This is a genomic window from Oceanobacillus sp. M60 (assembly GCF_053839645.1).
The window spans coordinates 75,149-93,822 of record NZ_JBSSNH010000010.1; the positions used below are offsets into that span (position 1 = coordinate 75,149).

Below are 18,674 nucleotides of genomic sequence, written 5' to 3' on the forward strand. Positions count from 1 at the left end.
AATATTAAAGAAGAAGCACCCGCCTCTGCATTCATTGCCAGGACGAGCGCTGCTTCTTTTATTTATCTGTGTTTTAGCCTTTTATTTCTATATGCATAAAAAATCAACATATAGCTGCCAGCGAAAAGGAATATCGCTCCAGCCAAGAACCAGTTATACGCATTGGTTGATGTATTCGGGAGTCTTTCCGCTGTTGATTCCCCGCGTACATCACTCTGGCTTTCCTGAGCGGTGGAATTGTTTCCAGGTTCTCCGCTGTCGCCCGTTGTTCCAGCTGTATTAGGAGCGGCATTATTTGCTTCTCCATTACTTCCTTCTGCTTCGGTTGGAGCTGGTGTATCATCTTCTGGATTTCCAGTTCCTTCTTCATTTTCTTCCGGATGTGGAACTTCCTCTTCTGAATCTCCGTTTTCTTCATTGTCGCCTTCAGGGGCTGGAGTATTACCTTCTTGTTCCCCATTTCCACCTTCATTGTCTTCAGGGTTCGGAGTGCCGTCATTTGTTTCTCCGTTTTCATCTCCGCTTCCTTCTGGATTTGGTGTATCGTCTTCCCCTTCTGGATTAGTGGAATCACCATCTGGGTCAGGTGTTTCTGTTTCGTCTTCTTCATCACTCTCTGTAGAGTAATAGCCGACTATAGCACCATTATCTCGTAAATATTGAATGGTATCATCATCGTCGAAGTTATTTCCATACAGAGAAATATACATATCCTTTAAGGATAATTCTCTTAATGGAGTAATATCATTTATTGCATTATCATCCAAATGTAAAGTCTCTAAATTTTTTAGATCCGATAAAAGAGTGAGATCTTCAATCGCATTATTATCTAAATCTAAATAAGATAGATTTCTCAAGTTCTCCAACGGCGTTATGTCGCTGACATCGTTATCCCATAAAGTTAACTCTTCTAAATTCACTAAGTTGGATAAGGGCGTTAAGTCGCTAATGGTGTTCGACATCAAATTTAACTCTCGTAAATTCTCTGCATACTGTAATCCTTCCAGAGAGGTTATCGATTCCGAATTGGTTCCATATGAAGTTAATTCCGTAAGCTTAGCCATGTCTTCCTCCGTAATCGGCCGGCCTGCTATACCTAATTCCTCAGCAATTGCTGCTTCTAATACTTTATCTTCAAAATAGACCTCTAGTGACTCCCAATCGTCCTCATCTTCGTGGTAATTAACTGCAGCTCCATTATCTCTTAAATATTGGATGGTATCATCATCATTAAAGTTATTTCCATATAACGCAATATACATGTTCATCAAGGATAAATCCTTTAACGGTGTAATATCTTCAATTGCATTATAAGATAAATATAAACTCTCTAAATTTTGTAAATTGGTTAAAGGCGCGAGGTCTTCAATATAATTACCGTCTAAATCTAAATCATGTAAATTTTCTAAGTTACTTATAGGTGTTAAATCACTAATTTCGTTATCCCATAGAGTTAAACTTTCTAAATTCACCAACCCAGACAAAGGCGTCAAATCGCTAATATTATTCCCTGTCAAATCTAAATACACCAAATTCCCCGCATATTGCAATCCTTCTAAAGAAGTGACTAATCCAAAATCTGAGTCATAGCTATCTACATATAATTCAGTTAGCTTTGCCATATCCGACTCTGTAATAGCACGTCCTTCTACTCGTAACGTATTTGCAACCTCTTCTTCCAAACGCGCATCCTCAAAATAAACCTCTGGTGAATCGGTATCAATGTTTCCACTTTCATCATAACCCACTGAAGCTCCATTATCCCGTAAATATTGAATCGCAGCTTCATCATCGATATGATTCCCATACAAAGAGATATACATGTCTGCCAAGGATAATTCCTGCAGCGGGGTAATATCTTCAATCGAATTATTATTCAAATATAACGTCATTACGTTTGATAGATTGGTCAAGGGCGTAAGGTTTTCAATATTATTATCATCCAAATCTAAATAAGATAAATTTTCTAAGCCGCTGATAGGTGTCAGGTCGCTAATATTATTATCCCATAAAGATAAATCAGCCAGGTTCGTTGCATACTGTAAACCTTCCAGGGAGCTAATTCGTTCAGAATCAAAACCATTGGCATATAAGTTTGTCAGTTTTGTCATATCCGCCTCAGTAATAGCCCGATCTTCTATTCCCAATTCTTCCGCAATCGCTTTTTCTAATACCGCGTCCTCAAAATAAACCTCCGGCGAATCCATACCAGACTCCCCGTTATCCTCTTCTGCTCCTTCTTCATCTGATTCCGAGTTATTATCAACATCGTCCCCATCTTCTTCAGAATCTGCCGCTTCCTCCTGCACCGGATTGCCGTCTAAATTTAAGTTCTCTAAATTTGGTAAACTCGATAAGGGGGAAATATCCTCTATAAACGTATAAGCCAGGTCTAGATCCCTTAACTTTTCCAAATTTGCTAAAGGAGCAACATCATTGATTGGATTTCCAAACAAATTCAAATTCTCTACATTTCCAAGATTGGATAAAGGCGTCAGGTCATTAACCGAGCTGTAAGCCAAATCTAAAGACTGTAAATTTCCTAAGTTAGATAGCGGAGAAATATCATTGACATTATGCATTGGCAAATGTAATCTTTCCAAATTCTCCGCAGATTGCAGCCCTTCAAGAGAACGTATCGATGCAGCACCAGCAGCTCCTTGCTTCTCCAATTCTATTAATTGCTTCATATCAGCTTCTGTAATCGGCTGTCCTGCTTCTTTCCCTAATTCTTGCGCAACTGCTTCCGCCAATATGTCATCTGTAATATAAACCTCTGGAGAATCTAATTCTTTCGCATCATCGGATTGTTTTTCCTCTGGGGCTTGTCCCTCTGCCCCCTCATCATCCTCCGAGTCCTTCAATGAAAGAAGATCTTGTGCAGGCATTTCAATCGTATCTAGTTCGTTTGAATCTTTTTGTGTATTTCCAAATTGTTGATTGTCTTTTTCCGCGCTTACTGTCTGTAATGGTATTGCCAATGCAAAAAATATAAGACCAGCAGCGATTAAAAAGCCACCCCATTTGTACTTTCTATGCATTATTCGTTTCTCCTTCTATGTATATTAGTTGATTTTCAGCATGTGCTGATCCATATGAAGCAAGCTGGATCTCCTCCATTTCTTCCTTCCTGACAGGGATCTTGGCAGTATCCACCTCTTTCCTCCAGCATAAGAATATAGTCTGAATATAACAATAAAACAGAACAAATAAACTAAGTCTATTATACCATGATTTGAAGACTATGGAATGGAAACATTTAAAGGATGTATGTTTTTCCGGAGACTTTATATTCTATAACGTTTCCCATGTTTAAGATAGGAGTTATCTGAAGTAACTAGAGACACCTGTTAAAATACAGAATAGAAAAAAACTGCCGCAACATATAATTCTGCGACAGTTTTCCTTTCAACCCTGCATGATAGAGTTGTTATTTCTAACGTTGACAAAGAAGGAGAGGATACATATTTTAATCAAAAATGATACAGTGAACTAGCTAAATAAATTAATCGTCGTAATGATAATCGGCACGGCAAAAACATCAATTAAGAAAGCACCAACCAGCGGAACAATCAAGAATGCTTTACGTGATGGGCCAAACTTCGAAACGACAGCATCCATATTGGCAATCGCATTCGGCGTTGCTCCCAGTCCATGACCAGTAAATCCGCCAATCATCACCGCAGCATCGTAGTTTTTGCCAAACATTTTAAATAAGAAAAATATGCTGAATAACACCATAAAGATAACTTGCACCAAAATGATAAGTAAAAGCGGTAAAGCTAAATCAACAATTTCCCATAATTGAATACTCATCAATGCCATCGATAAAAAGATACCCAATGTGATATCCCCAATAATACCGATGCTTTTCATTTGGATAACATCCTCCGAAACTCGTTCAATAATATTTCTTACGATAACAGCGACAAACATCGCTCCTACATATCCAGGAAGGACAAAGCCTGTCCACGAAGTAAAGGAATCTCCCAAGTAAGTTCCGACAGCCATACAAAACACAATAATAAAGACTTGGATCATAAATGATCTGGAATTTATTTTCTCATTCTGTCGGGGCACTGCTCCCATCGCTTCGTCTGAGATTTCCTCAGCTTCGGTTGGCTTTAATTGATATTTATTAATCAGGAATTTAACAATCGGCCCGCCTATCAGACCGCCGGCAACCAAGCCAACTGTTGCCGCAGCTAAGCCAATGGATAAGGCTCCTTCAACTCCCATCTCTTCAATGGTACTGCCAAATGCAGTTGCCGCTCCGTGACCGCCTTCCATCGATACCGCACCTACCATAACACCAATTAAAGGATCAAGATGCAGCAGCTTGGCCATGGAAACACCGATAACATTTTGAGCCAAAGCCAAAAATCCGCAAGCGAGCCAGTAAATAATTAACAGCTTCCCGCCCACTTTAAGCAGCTTGAAGCTGGCTCCCAAACCGACTGTTGTAAAAAAGGTAAGCATAAATAAATTTTGTAATGACGTGTCCAGATTAATAACTACAATATCGAGTCCGCGTAAAAGGGTAATCACTAAAGCAAACAGCAACCCTCCTACCACTGGCGCCGGTATACAGAATTTATTGAGAAACGGCATTTTATAGTTAAGAAACGTTCCTAACATAAAAACAGCTAATGCAAAGAATATCGTGGTAACCTGATCAAATTCTATCATCTTATTTGTCCTCCCTTTCCCCTTCTTAGTTTTTCTTAGTAAATGCGTGAATAACCTCCGTAATCAAAGCTGCTCCCAAGCGCGATGTCCGGTCATTTTCATCCAGAGCCGGATTGACCTCTGAAATATCAAAGCTGATCGTATTATCTTTGGAAGCAATATAACTTAATAATTTCCGAACATCGGAAACAGCCAGACCAAACGCAGCAGGGGCGCTGACTCCCGGAGCTTCGCTGGCAGAAATGGAATCTGTACATAATGTAAAAATAATCGCATCATGCTCCGCACTAAATGCATCGATAGCTTGAAAAACGGCATCCATATTTTCTTTTACATCATTCTCCAAGAAATAACGGCATCCTAATTCATCTGCTGTTTGAAACAATGCGTTTGTATTGGAGAAAGGCTGAATTCCAATACAGAGATAGCCTGCATTCTCATCTGTTTCAAGAATTTGCCGAAACATCGTACCGGAAGAAGGCTGCTTATCCTGCCTCATATCAAAATGGGCATCAATATTAATAATTCCGAGACGCGCCTCTTTTTGTAAATGGCATCTTGCGCCCAAATAATGTCCAAATAACGTTTCATGCCCGCCGCCGATAACAATCGGAACCGCATTTTGAGAATAGATTTTTTTCAAATGAACACCAAGCTCCATCTGAGCCTTTTCCATATTTTCACCTTCACAGGAAACGTTACCAACATCAGAAAGAGAATAGCCTCCTAAAACGGAGCTGGGCATATTCGATAAAAAATTCCGAATTTTATTAGGAGCTTCCTTCGCGCCGAGTCTTCCCTTATTCCGGCGGACCCCCTCCTCACACTCAAACCCGATAAGTGCAATCGTCTTCTCTTCTGTATTCATGGTTTCCATTGTTTCTAATGAGATGGTTTGATGGAAACGAAAGCTGTCTTTATCGGAGGTGCTGTCTATCCTGCCTTTCCAGTATTCTTTCGCAGGTTCGTGATACATATTATCCCTCCGTTACAATAAATTGATTTCCTTCATTATAAATTTAGTGTAGTATAATCACTAATATATATAATTTATTATTCGATAGTTTGAAACTATAATTAAAGGAGAATCGCTTGTGGATTTAACACAGTTGCGTTACTTTATCAAAGTGATTGAAGAAAAAAATTTTACAAGAGCGGCGGAACAGCTGCATATTTCACAGCCTTCTTTAAGTATTTCTATCAAGAAGCTGGAGGAGCATTTGCAAATGTCTCTGATTCATCGAAGAAAGCCTTCTATTCAGCTTACCCGGGAAGGAGAAATCTTTTATAACCAGGCCAAAAAAATCATAACCCAGATGAATGATATGGAGAAGGAAATGGAGCGGCTGCGATTAGAAGGTCCATTGGAGCTTTCGATCAGTATGATTGAAACGGCAAAAAACTGGTTCAGTGAGATAATAAAAAAAATCAAATCGGATTCCAGCACCATTCATATTCAAATTTCAGAATTACTCAGTTTGTCTGAGCTTCAAAATGCTTTATTAAATTATGAAATCCACTTTGCAATAACCAATCATTTTATTGATACACAAGAGCTCGAGTCCATCTTTTTATATGAAGAAAATCTTGTCGTATTACTTCCAAAGAATCACCCTCTTCAATCCGAAGCTTCACTTACGATAGAAAATTTACAGCACCTGCCCTTCATTTTATGCAAAGAGGGCTACCAAACACGGATTGATATCATAAAGGCTTTTCAAAACGCAAGTATCCATCCCAATATCCAATTCGAAATTGAACGATTTGAAACAGCTTATCACCTTGTGGAAAGCGGCCTTGGAATTACCATTGTTCCGGAAAACTATGTCAATGCATCCAACCATCCAAATGTGCATATCAAAAAGCTGGAAGGCCCGATGTTAAAAAGAAATGTATATCTTGTTAAAAATCGTTCGAGATATCTACCGCCTGTGATTGATAAGTCTATAGAGACTATTTGTGCGTTTCATGAGGGGGGATTTTAAATTCTGAATAGGCATAGTAAGAATCAATGAAATCGGGTCCAATAATCTGCAAGAATCATTTCTTCCAGCCCATCAATAAATATAATTAATAATTAGCGAGAATTTACGTACATTTATTTTTTATTGGTTATAAGTTAATAATATACGAGAGTATACTTTTATAGTTTTTTGCCTTCACAAAAAAACTGTTGCACAATCAGTTCCCTGATTGTGCAACGGTTCTTACTTAACATACGTAATTGATTATCTACTTACACTTGCTTAAACCTTTAAATTACTTACTCAATATCTGTTGATATATCTGAATCTATAGCAATCATTCTTTTCTGCTTTTCAAACTCCGCTAAATAAACACTATAAGGTATCGCATGTTTAGCTACTTCAAATTCATAATAAATAATTCCTGGTTTATTAACGTTAACTTCAATCAAGTAAACAGTAGAATTTTTTTCTATTGCTAAATCCAATGCTAACTCACTTAATTCATTCTTATATAAATCTTCAAAACTAGCAGCAATGTTTAAAGATATTTTCTCTATTTTTTGCTTTAACTTTGAATCATTATCATTGAAATTTCTATTTAAAAATCCCTCTAATCCACCAATATAGCCCCCGTTTCCAGTACTTGAAATGGTAGCATAATTAATACCAATTCTAGGATAACTATTAGTAAAAGACCATTCACCGTTACCATCTTTCATCATATGGACTCTTATATCAAATGGATTTCCTTCTTTCGTTCTAGTTTCTATATATCTTTGAACAATAAACGTATCTTTTCTTATCATACTTCTTAAATAATCTGATAAAGAAAATTCACTATGATAAGTTTCTTTATCTCCATCCACTACAAAGTATTTATTCATTTCAATTTTTTGAATAAGATGCACTCCTTTAGCAAAGGAGCCTATTTCTGGTTTAACAATAACTGTCCCATATTTTTCAATAAAACGAAATATATCTCTTACTTTACCAACCTTTTGATACGGAATAATTACATCGTCAACTGATTTAGCTTTCGTTAACTTATCATAAACCTCCAGCTTACTGATTGAATTCCCATAAAATTCATTGGTAAAAGGAATTCCTTCTAATTCTTCATATATGGTATTATGCCCTTTTACTCCTCTTAATCTGAGACGGTCATAAATGACATCTGGATAATTTACTACTTTCGAAATCCATTCTTTATCTTCATAAAAATATCCTTTGATAAACATTTCATCATAATCTATATCCTTCGGCGAAAAGTAAAAGAAGTCAACATCTTCATATTTGGCTACATATGCACATGCAATAGCCAGCTCATTTTCTCCTTGTTCCGGTACAAGCATGCCAATACTTGTTTTTTTACTTAACTCGGCCCAAGGTAAATTGGTATTTCTAGCATTAAATTGTCCCTTACTAGTTAACCGCTGCGAGCTATTGGTTAAATAAATTCCATTTTCTGCAATATACTTTGCATACCCAATAGTATTCACTGCCCGTTCTTTCTCATGATAGGTAGATTGTGGTCCCATATTCACTTCATGCAGCCAGAAACGTCCTGTTTTATCAATGGTTATATCTAACCCTAGTTCATCAAGTACTAATCCATATATTTTATCTAAATGCTGTGTTAAATCAAATGATAGTTGCTTCAAATCTTTGTTATACTGTTTTCCTTTTTCTCCAAATTCATGTATTAAAAAAGCCTCTAAATCATCTGTTTTACCACCGCGGCTAATATTGCTTAAAATACTCTTTTTATTTCCAATACGCGGATATATCTTTGTGATTTGCCATTTCCCTTCTGCATTTTTTTGAACATGAGATCGAATATCAAATGGCTCTTCATTTTTAGTGCGAGCTTCGACATATTGTTGGACCATATAATGACGACCTTTACGCAAAGCAATTTCATATATCCAGTTTTTTAATTCCGCTTGATTAAATCTGCGCTCCTTTGTATCATCTTGAACAATATAATGATTTTTATATTTTTTAACAAAGTAAATTTCTAATCCTCTTCTCCCTACAATAGGTTTTAACACAGCTTTTCCATTCTCATTTACAAAGTCTATTACAATGGATTCATCTGTAACCATTTTGAAAGGCACCAATAAATCAGCAAACGTCAAATACTGCAGCATTTTCTTAGGTAGATGTAATTTATTCTCCACACCAAAACTTGTAAATGGTAATTTTCTTCTCAATTTTCTTTCTGTTAGTGATTGTCTTATCCTTGGAGTAATTCCAACATTATGAATAACATCAGGAAAAGAATGGGAAACTTTTTCCCACGAATTATTTATGTACATATCTCCTTTTATTTCTTCTGTCTCAAAGTTAACATCTTCCGAAGAAAAAAATAACAATTTGGCATCTTGTTTTTCCGCTTCTACTACAAGTGCGTTAATTCTAGATTCTGGATAGCTTTTTCTTGGATTGTTCGGGTCAAGATAAACACCAATTGTTATTTTCTGATTAGAATGATCGCCATTACTTTCTTGAAAAGCCTTTTTTAATTTTCTTAATTGCGGCTGTAAAGAGAAGCGGGTTATTTCGGATACTTTTGAAAAATTGTTTTTCTCCATTTCTCGTGCAATGAATAATAATGGCTTATTGATTTTCTCTGTTTCTATATCGTCTACCTTTATTTCAGCTCTATTAAGTAAATTTTCAATTGCGGTTGCTCCTTCTACAATAGAATTGAATATAAATATACTTTGATGGAGTTCTTTTTCTTTGATTAATTTAGAAAAATGCTCGGTTGCTTCCAATAATGTATCAATAATATTTTTTAGTTGAAATATTTGTTTTTCTTCTAATTTTTCCATACGAAAACTCCTTTACTATTTACACAGCATGCAAGTTAGTTCTATATATAATATCGGATGAAAAGTCTACTTTATAAAGTTCATTATAAAATAAAAAAAGACCCCAGCTGGGATCTTTTTTTATAATCTTTTCTTATTGAAGTAATTGAAGTACACCTTGAGGTACTTGGTTTGCTTGCGCAAGCATCGATTGAGCAGCCTGAGAAAGAATGTTGTTCTTCGTGAATTCCATCATTTCTTTTGCCATATCAACGTCACGAATTCGAGATTCTGCTGCTGTTAAGTTTTCAGCAGATGTACCTAAATTATTGATTGTGTGTTCAAGACGATTTTGCACAGCACCTAATGCCGAACGTTGTCCAGAAACAGTTTCAATTGCACTTTGAATAGTTGTAATTGCAGCATCTGCGCCTTCTTGTGTACTAAGATCAATATCACTTATTCCTAATGCCTCTGCATCCATAGCATCGATTGCTACTTGAATGCTTTGTCCTTCATTCGCACCGATATGGAAGGTTACTTCTAACTCTCCGCCTAAAAGATTTTGCGTATTAAACTCAGTTTGACCAGCAATTCTGTCCACTTCATCCAATAATGCTGTCACTTCTTTTTGAATTTCAGCACGGTCTTCATCTGTATTTGTATCGTTGGAAGATTTTACAGCTAGTTCACGCACGCGTTGTAAAATGTCATGTGTTTCATTTAAAGCACCCTCAGCAGTCTGAATCAAAGAGATCCCATCTTGTGCGTTTACAGATGCCTGTTCCAACCCACGAATCTGACCACGCATTTTCTCAGAAATTGCCAACCCAGCAGCGTCATCCCCTGCACGGTTGATTTGAAGACCAGAAGAAAGTTTTTCTAAAGATCCTTGTACACCGTTTTGGTTTACCCCTAATTGACGGTGTGCGTTAATTGCGGAAATATTGTGATTGATAATCATAATTCCTTACCTCCATGTAATTGTAATTTTTTGAGCCACATCCTTGTGAACTCATTTATATTAACCATTCAGGTCAATATCAAAATAAATAATAATCGTTAAGGCCCTAACGAATCATCCTTTGATGACCTATTTCTTATATCGGCAAAGGGGACAAATTGTTTAAGCTTTTTTTATAATTTTTTTAAATTCTTTTTTTATTCATTCCTCTGCTTCTTTTGCCGCAAAAATCTTCTGCCTTTTTATAAAATACAGGATATTTTTAATATAAACTTACTATTTATAACTACCTTCCCATTAATTAGAACAGTTGATTTATTTTATTTTTCTTACGTTTCCTGTTAGAATTCTGCTTAAAGCCTTATCATATCTTTTTATGCCATATCCAAATTAACTTCTATTTGGTAATTGGAGAGGGCGTGAGAGTATGTCGGAAATTGATGAATTGAACAAGCAGATTGAAACGAAAAGAAAAGAAATGTATGCAGTTTATGAGAAGAATCCAAACGACCCGAATTTATTAAAAATATCACAATCGCTGGATAAATTACTGAACCAATTAGATCAGATTTTAAAACAAAGTAGCAAATCGACTTAACAACTAACGCAGGATTGCTTTCATTAGGACAAGCACTACTCGTCCTATCAACATCGGTGCACTTATATGATTGTTTAAAAATTTTAGTCAGGCTAGAAAATACTTCTGGGAACTACAGTTACTCACCCTCACAAAACAATCGCTAAAATAATTAACTTTCCTATAAGTAAAAATATACCCATTCAACGAAGACGCTGATAGCTCATAGCGATACTGGCTGATAATTGTTCACTGCTGTATTTCTTGTAAAAGCAAAACAAATTGCCATGTTCTACTAAGACAACATATGAATGGATAGTATGTATAGAAAGAATAAGGCTGTACTCCATTTTTTTGGTGTGGACAAACGATAGGGTTTGTCTACACCAAAAATGAATATGAATTCAGCTTGACAGCTAAAAATATGGATGTGCAAGTATCATGCAAAAAAAAAGAAGGGTTCCCTTATATAAGAAATCCTTCTTTTTCTATCAACTTTCTTAATATTTATATTCTGCAATTTTCCCTGTTAAATCCTCTGCCATCGTTGACAGTGATTTAGCGGATGCAGAGATTTCTTCCATCGATGCGAGCTGCTCCTCAGTAGATGCAGCGACTTCCTCTGAAGAGGACGCATTATTTCTGGCAATGGAAGCGAGGTCATTGGCAGTGGCTGTTACCTGTTGAACTGCTGCAGACATTTGCTCGGAGATGGCCATGACCTCTTCCATTTGCGGTTTAATATCTCCGCTGGAACGCAGGATTTCTCCAAATTTATCAATGGCGTCATAGGATACGTCTAAACCATCATTAACATTAGCTGTCACCTGAGACATTTTTTCCACAGCCTTTTGGACATCGTTCTGTATACCATGGACGATGGAGCTGATTTCTCCTGCAGATGTTTTGGATTCCTCTGCTAGTTTACGGACCTCATCCGCTACCACAGCAAATCCTTTCCCATGCTCACCAGCACGCGCTGCTTCAATCGCTGCATTAAGCGCCAGTAAATTCGTTTGCTCCGAAATATCGGTGATGGCATTTAAAATCGTACTTACTTCCTTCGAGCGTTCCAATAAGGATGCGATATTCAGGTTCGTATCATCAACAGACGATTGGATCGATGTCATTTGATTTAAGGTGTCGCTGACTGCTTTTCCTCCAACTTCTGCCTGTGTACTCATTTGTGTCACCATATCCGAAACCTTTGTGGAGCTGTCAACGATTCTGCCAACGCCGGTAGATACTTCTTCTAACGAATTCGCACTCTCTTCTGTACCGTGCAGCTGTGTTTCCGAGCTGGAGGAGACCTCCTGGATGGCTAGGGATACCTGTTCAGACGAGCTTGTCATTTGATCGGCATTCGCATTTAACTCCTCTGCCGATGCGGCAACCTGCTGGGCATTATATTCGACATCACGAACCAGCGTTTTCAAGCCCTCCTGCATTTCGTTAAAAGCTTGTCCCAGCTCGCCGATTTCATCCGTTGTGTTTATTTCAATCGAATGTGTCAGGTCACCGGTACTGATGACTTTTGCATTTTCCTTCAGTCTCTGAATTGGACGGGTGATGGAACGGATCAAGAATAGAATAATGATTGTTCCCAGCACTAAGGTAATGACAATAATTGTTATCATCGTCGTTAAGGTTGATGCTGCCTCTCCTTTGATTTCATCGTAATCAATGGTTCCTGCCAGCTTCCATCCAGTTAAATCATTTGTCTGGTACACCATGATTTTTGATGTATTATCATGGCTATATTCATAGCTTCCTGACGCATCTTCAAACATCGTTCCTAATACGTCGCCTTCCACTTCTTCCCCTGTTTCAAAGGTTGGATGGTATACGTATTTTTGCTGTGGATCAATAATGACAGCATAGCCATTCTCTCCAATTGAAACCTCTGAAGCCAGCTGCTGGATAGAATCGATATAGAGACTTACTCCCATTACACCGGAACCGTCATCCAATGTTTTGGTGATGCTGATTACTGTTCCTGTTTCGCTGGCACTTTCAAATGGATCTGAAATCTGTACCTCGCCAGGGTTATTCACCGCATTGATAAACCAATCACGTTCGGTTGCATCGAATCCCTCCGGCAGTTCTGTATCCGGCTGTCTATAAAATAAATCGCCGTCATTGGAAGCCATATATACCTCAGAGACTTCCTCATTCATCTCCTTATATTGTCCTAATACCTGTTCTAAGGTCTCTTCATCATCCTCTATCTGCCCGCTGTTAAATTGCGCAGCAAATGTATTCAAATCACTTATCCTTAATTCCAAGGCGTTGTCCACGGTCTGGTTCAGTAGATCAGCGGTATCTTTCACCTGCTCCGTTTGCTGATGTTCTAATGAATCGATGGAGCTGAAATAGGTCATTATTCCAATTGCTACTCCTGGAATCAATAACATGAAAAAGAAGGATACTACTAATTTAAATCGAATTCCTTTTGGTTTGGTTAATTTCTTCACAACTGACTCTCCCTCGCTGCTATATTTCATTCTGGTGATGTATATATCATTTTTTTATGCAATAATGTATCGAACCAGTTGTTTATACAATCAGGTCAAACATTCTCTGAGATGCTTACGACGAAAGCCGCCAGCATTCCCAATTATTGAAACAAAATAAGCATGCAGTATCTATTGACTCATTCCTCACTCCTTTTTCTGCAAATACACCGTATAATTCCCTAAGATTTCATACCTATTATTTATCGGCTATTTTTTCATGAATTAAATATTTTTTAACTATTTTATAACTTTTATTCTATTTCATACCATTTATATTGTGAGCAAATACCCGCTTTTTTTTATTCTTTCTTTTTGAGAAAATCTTGAATGGAATCTTCAAATCTGTAACCTTCAAGTTGGAAGTAATTTTTTCGAGAGATGTTAATTCCGTACTCTGGAGCACTTTTTTGACCTTCTTTGTCATAATTTTTATCAACGAATATCTTGTCAGGTGCTTCCCATACCGCACTTGGTATAAGAAATACATCTGGCATTTCCCCGGAATGAAATAATAATAGAGTCAGATATAGATTTTTATTCGTAATGTCAAATTTACTTTTTTGCATAAATACGTACCCTGTCCCTCTAAGTGATTTAACTTGTATCTCACAGAAACGTCCATGATTGTCTCTTACAACAAAATCTATCCCCCTGTCATCCACTTCTGTTGTATAAACCTCTAATCCATATGAAGCGAACTCCATTTTCGCAAAATATTCAGCATACCTTCCTAATTGTAATCTATTCAATTTGGTCCAATCCGTATTTGGCATTGCTACCCCTCCATCATTTTTTTAATAACATCTCAGTAAAGAGTAATTAAAAAGCGAAAAAATCACTTCCCATTTTTGGGAAATGATTTTTCTACCCTTAATATTTATAAACCTTTATCTTCTCCGTCAAATCCTCTGCCATAGAAGATAAGGACTTCGCAGCCGCCGTAATTTCCTGCATCGATGCTAATTGTTCCTCCGTAGAAGCTGCTACTTCTTCTGAGGATGCTGCATTATTTCTGGCAATGGATGCTAAACCATCTGCCGTTGAGGTCACTTGTTCCACAAGAGCAGACATTTCTTCTGAAGTAGCTGTCACTTCTTCCATCTGTGGTTTAATCGTTTCGCCTGTCCGTATGATTTCGCCAAATTTATCAATCGCGTCATAGGACACATCAAGTCCATCATTTACAGAGGTCGTGACCTGTTTCATTTTCTCCACCGCATTTTGAACATCCCTTTCGATGCCTTGGACGATAACACTGATTTCACTAGCAGATGTTTTCGATTGTTCGGCAAGCTTACGTACTTCATCTGCGACCACAGCAAATCCTTTTCCATGCTCTCCGGCACGTGCTGCTTCAATCGCTGCATTTAATGCGAGCAGATTGGTCTGCTCCGAAATATCGGTAATCGCTTTGAGAATCGTACTCACTTCCTTCGAGCGTTCTAACAGAGAATGAATATCCTTATTTGTATCTTCTACCGATGATTGGATGGATGTCATTTGATTCAATGTGTTGCTTACAGCCTGTCCGCCTACATTCGCCTGCTCATTCATCCGATCTACATAGTCAGAAACGCTGGTCGTACTTTCTACGATTCTCCCTACTCCTGTTGACACTTCTTCTAACGAACGAAGACTGTCTTCTGTTCCATCTAACTGATTTTCTGCGCTTGATGATACTTCCTGAACAGCGAGCGATACCTGTTCGGACGAGCTTGTTAATTGATCAGCATTTGCAGTCAGCTGCTGCGCTGACGCTGCGACCTGCTGTGCATTCATTTCCACATCGCTGATTAGTTCTCTTAAACTATGCTGCATGTCATTAAATGCATTGCCAAGCTGCCCGATTTCATCGTTTTTGGCCACTTTGATCTCTTCCGTCAAATCTCCGGTGCTAATCACCTGTGCCCTTCTTTTCAAACCATTAATCGGACGGAGGATGGATTGAATCGTGACTGCATTTATCCCTGCACCAATGAGAAAGGCAACAATCATCACGATGATAAGTGTTTTTATAATGGAAGCTGCATTATTTTTAACCTCGCTGTAATCAATACTTCCCGCAAGTGTCCAGCCTGTATGGTCATTCGAATCGTACACTAAAATTTTATCTTCATTATCCTGCTCATATTCAAGAACACCTGACTCCTGTTCCAATATGGAAGAGGTAAACGCTTCTTCCAGCTGTGTCCCTACTTCATTGTCAGGATGGAAAATAACCGTTCCTTCTCTATCTAATAAAATCGGGTAACCGTTTTCACCAATTTCAACAGTGGATGCCATATTCTGGACAAAATCGATTGTTAAGTCAATACCCGCAACACCGGAACCATCCGCTAATGTTTTGGAAAGCGTAACAACCATTCCTCCATCGACCGCTGTAGTTTGATACGGATCAGAGATAATCAGTTCCCCCGGGTTCTCCATTGCATGTATGTACCAGGATTGATCACGCGGATCAAAATCTTCCGGGACCTCTGTTTCCGCATCAATCAAAAAGGTGCCTTCCTCTGAACCAAAGAAAACTTCTTCTACTTCTTCATGAAAATGTAAATATTGATGCATAATAAGGGTCAATTCATCGTCTGCCTCTTCTATCTGATCTCCTCTAGTATTTTCGGCAAATACATCAATATCCCGGCCCTTCAGATCGAACGTCTCATCAATGTTCTGTCCCATCAGGGTGATGATTTCATTTACCTGCTCCTCCTGCTGTGCTTGCATGGAATTGACAGAGCTGTTGTACGTTAAAAAGCCAATGAGAACAATCGGTATAATTAAGATAGATGAAAAGGATATCACTAATTTTCGCTTCACTCCATTTGTTTCTTTTTTCTGCTTCATTCTTTCCAGCCTCCTTTTTTTACTAAATTCTTCTAATTATTTATCGGCTGTATTTATGTTAAATGAATCATTTTTCCTTGTTTCCCTACTTCGATTCTAGAGTAAAGTTAATTGAATAAAACAAAATACCTACTATTCTTTATCCATCTAATGCATTACAGCAAATAAAAAACCGGACCTTATTCCAGCGCTTTGGAATAGAAAGGTCCAGTTCTTCATGATGAAAATTAGTCTTTATCAGTATTTATATTGATTGATTTTCTCTGTTAAATCCTCTGCCATCGTAGATAATGATTTGGCAGATGCAGAGATTTCTTCCATGGAGGCAAGCTGTTCTTCTGTAGAAGCTGCTACCTCCTGAGAAGATGCCGCATTATTTCTGGCAATTGAAGCCAGGTCATTCGCTGTGGAAGAAACTTCTTGTACCGCAGCTGCCATTTGCTCAGAGATGGCCATAACTTCCTCCATTTGCGGCTTAATATCCGTACTGGATTGGACAATTCCTTTAAATTTGTCCATCGCATCATCGGACACTTCCAGACCTTTATCTACATTGGCGGTTACTTGGGACATTTTTTCAACAGCATCCTTTACATCCTGCTGAATCCCTTGAACGATCGTACTAATTTCTCCAGCGGAGGTTTTCGATTGTTCAGCCAGCTTCCGTACTTCATCTGCAACAACAGCAAATCCTTTTCCATGCTCTCCGGCGCGGGCTGCTTCAATCGCTGCATTTAACGCGAGCAGGTTGGTCTGTTCAGAAATATCCGTAATGGCCTTCAGGATCGTGCTTACCTCATTTGAACGGGCCATTAACGAGGTAATATTGACATTTGTATTATCTACGGAAGATTGGATCGATGTCATTTGATTCAACGTATCCGTAACCGCTTTGCCGCCGATTTCTGCCTGATCGCTCATCTGGTTTACCAATTCTGCTACGTGAGAGGAACTGTCAACGATTCTGCTGACCCCTGTCGAGACTTCTTCTAATGAATTCGCACTGTCTTCTGTCCCATTCAATTGTGTTTCCGAGCTGGAGGATACTTCCTGAATAGCCAGAGACACTTGTTCAGATGAGTTTGTCATCTGGTCGGCATTCGCATTTAATTCTTCTGCAGATGCAGCAACCTGCTGAGCGTTGAATTCAACATCACGAATTAATTCTTTTAAGCTGCCCTGCATTTCATTAAAAGCGATGCTAAGCTCACCAATTTCATCCTTTGTTTTCACTTCAATTGATTGCGTCAAATCACCTGTGCTGATAATTTGCGCTTTTTCTTTCAATTCTTTGATTGGCTTCACGATGGAACGTACAATCACTGCTGTCACAGCCAGCCCAATCACAATAGCACCGGCTAATACAATCAATAATGTGTTAAAAACAGAAGCTGCCTCTGACTGAATTTCACTATAGTCAATCGTTCCGGCGATTTTCCATCCTGTTAATTCATTAGTTCCATAAACCATAATTTTATCGGTGTCTTGATAATTATATTCAAATTCGCCAGTATTTGATTCATAAAGATGATCATAGAAAGATTCATCTGTTTCATTGCCAATATCTACTGTCGGATGATAAATGAAATGCTGCGTTTCGTCTAATAGCATCGCATAGCCATTTTCACCAATTTGAATTCCTGACGCTACTTCCTGAATAAAATCAATCGATAAATCGATACCGACAACGCCTGAACCATCCTCTAATGCTTTCGAAACGGTAACGACCATGTCACCATCTGCTCCCGCTGAAATATAAGGCTCTGAAATAATAATTTCTCCCGTGCTCTCCATTGCTTCTATGTACCACGTACGTTCACGCGGATCATATTCTCCCTCTATCATATCCGTTGACGCTTCCATAAATGCTCCTTCCTCAGAACCGGCATAAACGGATACTACCTCATCATGCAGGTTAAAATATTGATCAAAAGATGCAGCTATCTCCTCGGATTCGTTATCTACCGATTCACCTTGAATCTGTCCCGCTAATACTTCTGCATCTCTGCTCTTTAAAGTAAATGTATTATCAATAGTTTGATTCATAATCGTGATAATTTCTTCTACTTGGTTCTCTTGCTGCGTCTGTAATGTATTCAAAGAGCTGTTATACGTCATAAACCCAATGACAACGCCCGGAATCAATAACATACAAACAAATGATACAATTAACTTAAATCGAATTCCTGTATTCTTCATGGTTGTCCTCCCCTACTGCTAAAAATGCTTCTATACTTATCTATCGGCAAGAAAATGATAATTTGAATACTTTTTTCGTTAATTAGTCCTGTAAATATTTTT

Annotated in this window: 12 protein-coding genes; 2 read left to right on the top strand and 10 right to left on the bottom strand. The window is 38.0% G+C overall.

Annotated features, from left to right (window positions below; genetic code table 11):
* Positions 1-62: 62 nt before the first annotated feature.
* The 4 genes from ACW0TQ_RS20660 to hutG all read right to left on the bottom strand — a co-directional run bounded on the left by ACW0TQ_RS20660 (position 63) and on the right by hutG (position 5,665).
* Positions 63-3,041, bottom strand: a complete 2,979-nt coding sequence (locus ACW0TQ_RS20660; RefSeq protein ID WP_455725971.1) for a leucine-rich repeat domain-containing protein — start codon at positions 3,039-3,041, stop codon at positions 63-65.
* Positions 3,034-3,156 carry a hypothetical protein gene (locus ACW0TQ_RS20665; RefSeq protein ID WP_339179769.1) on the bottom strand — a complete coding sequence of 41 codons (123 nt, stop codon included), beginning with the start codon at positions 3,154-3,156 and terminating at the stop codon, positions 3,034-3,036. Before ACW0TQ_RS20665 ends, ACW0TQ_RS20660 begins: the two co-directional genes overlap by 8 nt.
* 336 nt (positions 3,157-3,492) lie before the next feature.
* A complete protein-coding gene (gltS, locus tag ACW0TQ_RS20670) occupies positions 3,493-4,689 on the bottom strand; it encodes a sodium/glutamate symporter (RefSeq protein ID WP_455725972.1) in 1,197 nt (398 codons plus the stop codon).
* A 25-nt stretch (positions 4,690-4,714) separates the two neighbouring features.
* Positions 4,715-5,665 carry a formimidoylglutamase gene (gene hutG, locus ACW0TQ_RS20675; protein WP_455725973.1) on the bottom strand — a complete coding sequence of 317 codons (951 nt, stop codon included), beginning with the start codon at positions 5,663-5,665 and terminating at the stop codon, positions 4,715-4,717.
* Between the two features lie 118 nt (positions 5,666-5,783).
* Between hutG and ACW0TQ_RS20680 the strand changes: the two genes are divergently transcribed.
* On the top strand, positions 5,784-6,674 hold the full coding sequence (locus ACW0TQ_RS20680; RefSeq protein ID WP_455725974.1) for a LysR family transcriptional regulator: 891 nt from the start codon (positions 5,784-5,786) through the stop codon (positions 6,672-6,674).
* Between the two features lie 278 nt (positions 6,675-6,952).
* Here the strand turns inward: ACW0TQ_RS20680 and ACW0TQ_RS20685 are convergent, their stop codons facing one another.
* On the bottom strand, positions 6,953-9,493 hold the full coding sequence (locus ACW0TQ_RS20685; protein ID WP_455725975.1) for a YheC/YheD family protein: 2,541 nt from the start codon (positions 9,491-9,493) through the stop codon (positions 6,953-6,955).
* 133 nt (positions 9,494-9,626) lie between these two features.
* A complete protein-coding gene (locus tag ACW0TQ_RS20690) occupies positions 9,627-10,436 on the bottom strand; it encodes a flagellin N-terminal helical domain-containing protein (RefSeq protein WP_193064870.1) in 810 nt (269 codons plus the stop codon).
* Positions 10,437-10,863: 427 nt separating this feature from the next.
* Here ACW0TQ_RS20690 and ACW0TQ_RS20695 point away from each other — a divergent pair, with 427 nt between their 5' ends.
* Complete coding sequence (locus tag ACW0TQ_RS20695; protein ID WP_084612842.1) at positions 10,864-11,034, top strand: aspartyl-phosphate phosphatase Spo0E family protein; 171 nt, start codon at positions 10,864-10,866, stop codon at positions 11,032-11,034.
* 479 nt (positions 11,035-11,513) lie between these two features.
* Here the strand turns inward: ACW0TQ_RS20695 and ACW0TQ_RS20700 are convergent, their stop codons facing one another.
* The 4 genes from ACW0TQ_RS20700 to ACW0TQ_RS20715 all read right to left on the bottom strand — a co-directional run bounded on the left by ACW0TQ_RS20700 (position 11,514) and on the right by ACW0TQ_RS20715 (position 18,572).
* Positions 11,514-13,487, bottom strand: a complete 1,974-nt coding sequence (locus tag ACW0TQ_RS20700; protein WP_319022574.1) for a methyl-accepting chemotaxis protein — start codon at positions 13,485-13,487, stop codon at positions 11,514-11,516.
* Between the two features lie 341 nt (positions 13,488-13,828).
* Positions 13,829-14,302 carry a DUF4365 domain-containing protein gene (locus tag ACW0TQ_RS20705; RefSeq protein WP_193064872.1) on the bottom strand — a complete coding sequence of 158 codons (474 nt, stop codon included), beginning with the start codon at positions 14,300-14,302 and terminating at the stop codon, positions 13,829-13,831.
* 97 nt (positions 14,303-14,399) lie between these two features.
* On the bottom strand, positions 14,400-16,373 hold the full coding sequence (locus ACW0TQ_RS20710) for a methyl-accepting chemotaxis protein (protein ID WP_341173248.1): 1,974 nt from the start codon (positions 16,371-16,373) through the stop codon (positions 14,400-14,402).
* A gap of 237 nt (positions 16,374-16,610) precedes the next feature.
* A complete protein-coding gene (locus ACW0TQ_RS20715) occupies positions 16,611-18,572 on the bottom strand; it encodes a methyl-accepting chemotaxis protein (RefSeq protein WP_455725976.1) in 1,962 nt (653 codons plus the stop codon).
* Positions 18,573-18,674: the final 102 nt, after the last annotated feature.

What these genes read in the sequence shown, in the direction of transcription:
- ACW0TQ_RS20690 (WP_193064870.1), bottom strand. Translation starts at nt 10,436, where the DNA reads ATGATTATCAATCACAATATTTCCGCAATTAACGCACACCGTCAATTA.
- ACW0TQ_RS20695 (WP_084612842.1), top strand. Translation starts at nt 10,864, where the DNA reads ATGTCGGAAATTGATGAATTGAACAAGCAGATTGAAACGAAAAGAAAA.
- ACW0TQ_RS20705 (WP_193064872.1), bottom strand. Translation starts at nt 14,302, where the DNA reads ATGCCAAATACGGATTGGACCAAATTGAATAGATTACAATTAGGAAGG.
- gltS (WP_455725972.1), bottom strand. Translation starts at nt 4,689, where the DNA reads ATGATAGAATTTGATCAGGTTACCACGATATTCTTTGCATTAGCTGTT.
- ACW0TQ_RS20710 (WP_341173248.1), bottom strand. Translation starts at nt 16,373, where the DNA reads ATGAAGCAGAAAAAAGAAACAAATGGAGTGAAGCGAAAATTAGTGATA.
- ACW0TQ_RS20715 (WP_455725976.1), bottom strand. Translation starts at nt 18,572, where the DNA reads ATGAAGAATACAGGAATTCGATTTAAGTTAATTGTATCATTTGTTTGT.
- ACW0TQ_RS20685 (WP_455725975.1), bottom strand. Translation starts at nt 9,493, where the DNA reads ATGGAAAAATTAGAAGAAAAACAAATATTTCAACTAAAAAATATTATT.
- ACW0TQ_RS20660 (WP_455725971.1), bottom strand. Translation starts at nt 3,041, where the DNA reads ATGCATAGAAAGTACAAATGGGGTGGCTTTTTAATCGCTGCTGGTCTT.
- hutG (WP_455725973.1), bottom strand. Translation starts at nt 5,665, where the DNA reads ATGTATCACGAACCTGCGAAAGAATACTGGAAAGGCAGGATAGACAGC.